The 1,455-nt window shown below is 61.9% G+C and carries 1 protein-coding gene and 1 pseudogene; both read right to left on the bottom strand.

What is annotated here, in order from left to right; translation table 11 throughout:
• Positions 1 to 922, bottom strand: a pseudogene (locus EN879_RS35720) (protein translocase subunit SecDF); the annotation flags it as partial.
• A 51-nt stretch (positions 923 to 973) separates the two neighbouring features.
• Entirely contained in the window at positions 974 to 1,312 is a 339-nt protein-coding gene (gene yajC, locus EN879_RS35715; RefSeq protein WP_013531305.1) for a preprotein translocase subunit YajC, read from the bottom strand.
• Positions 1,313 to 1,455 lie beyond the last annotated feature (143 nt).

Genomic DNA, 1,455 nt, shown 5'->3' with positions numbered 1-1,455 from the left:
GGATGATGGCGAACAGCTTGCCGACATTTTGCGCCGTGGCCTGGCCGAAGCGCGCCGCCCCCTTCGAATCGAAGCGGAACGACACCACCGGCTCGTTGTTCTGCGAATTGTAGGTCGCCTGCGCATCGACGAGGTTTTCGCCCGAGACGATGACGCGGTTCTCGATCAGATACGGAACCGGCGGATCGTCCTGCGAATACAGCACCGACGAGCCGGCAGGCGGACGGCCGTTGAGCGCGTCCTGCACCGGCATCGACTGGTCGACCATCTGGAAGGTCAGCTTGGCGGTCTGGCCGAGGATTTCCTTCAGCCTTTGCGGGTCCTGAAGACCCGGCACCTGGACAAGGATACGGTCGTCGCCCTGCCGCTGCACGATGGGTTCGGTCGTGCCGAGTTCGTTGACGCGGCGTTCGACCACCTCGATCGACTGCGTCAGCGCGGTCGACGTGCGGTATTTGATGCCGGCATCGGTGACGTTGAACTTGAGCAGGCCGGGCTCGGAATCGTCGAGCGTCATTTCCTGCACGGAACCGCCGGTGAACAGGCCGGCGGCGACCGGATCGGTCAGCGTCTTCAGCGCCGTCTTGGCGGCATCGATCTGGGCGGGATCGGTAATGCGAACCTGCAGGGTCCGCCCCGTGCCGGCAAGGCCGGTATAGCCAATCTTGGCGTCGTGCAGCAGCGTGCGGATTTCGTCGCGCGTCGTCTCCAGCCGGTCCTTGATCAGATCGTTCTGGTTCATTTCCAGCAAGATGTGCGAACCACCCTGCAGGTCGAGGCCGAGCGTCATCTGCCGCTTCGGCACCCAGTTGGGCAGTTGCGCCAGCGTGCTGGCGGAGAACAGGTTGGGCGCGGCGAGGATCACCGTGATGGCCACGGCCACCCAGATCAGGATCATCTTGAAGCGCGAGAAATACAACATATGGCGTCGTCCGTCAGAGCGTGTCCGCGGATCGCTCCGCCTAAAATTGGATTATTTCTTGGCGTTCTGGTTGGCCACCGGCTCGCCCTTGACGCGCACATCGGCGATCGTCGAGCGCAGCGCCGTCACCTTCAAGCCATTGCCGAGGTCGACCTCGAGCTCGTTGTCGTCGATCACCTTGGTCACCTTGCCGACGAAGCCGCCGCCGGTGACGACCGTGTCGCCGCGACGGACCGCGGCCAGCATCTCGCCACGCTTCTTCAGCTGCGTGCGCTGCGGCCGGATGATCAGAAAATACATGATCACGAAAATCAGGACAAACGGCAAAATGCTGATGAACATGTCGGGAGAAGCGCCGACGCCTTGGGCGTATGCCGGTGTCACGAACATCGAGGTACTCCTGAATTTTGAAAACAGCCGCCAATCTGGCGGCCCCTTGAAATTTGGCCGGAATATAGTCGGTAAAGTTGTCAATGCAACTGCGCGGCCGGCCAAATCGGCTGCTTTTCCTGCCTGTTGAGCCGCGTTCGAGC

It is taken from the genome of Mesorhizobium sp. M7A.F.Ca.AU.002.02.1.1, from assembly GCF_003998535.1.
GTDB classification, from domain to species: domain Bacteria; phylum Pseudomonadota; class Alphaproteobacteria; order Rhizobiales; family Rhizobiaceae; genus Mesorhizobium; species Mesorhizobium ciceri.
This window is presented reverse-complemented; position numbering and strand designations above follow the sequence as displayed.

Excerpts from the sequence above, each read along its gene's own strand:
- yajC (WP_013531305.1), bottom strand. The coding sequence starts at position 1,312 with ATGTTCGTGACACCGGCATACGCCCAAGGCGTCGGCGCTTCTCCCGAC.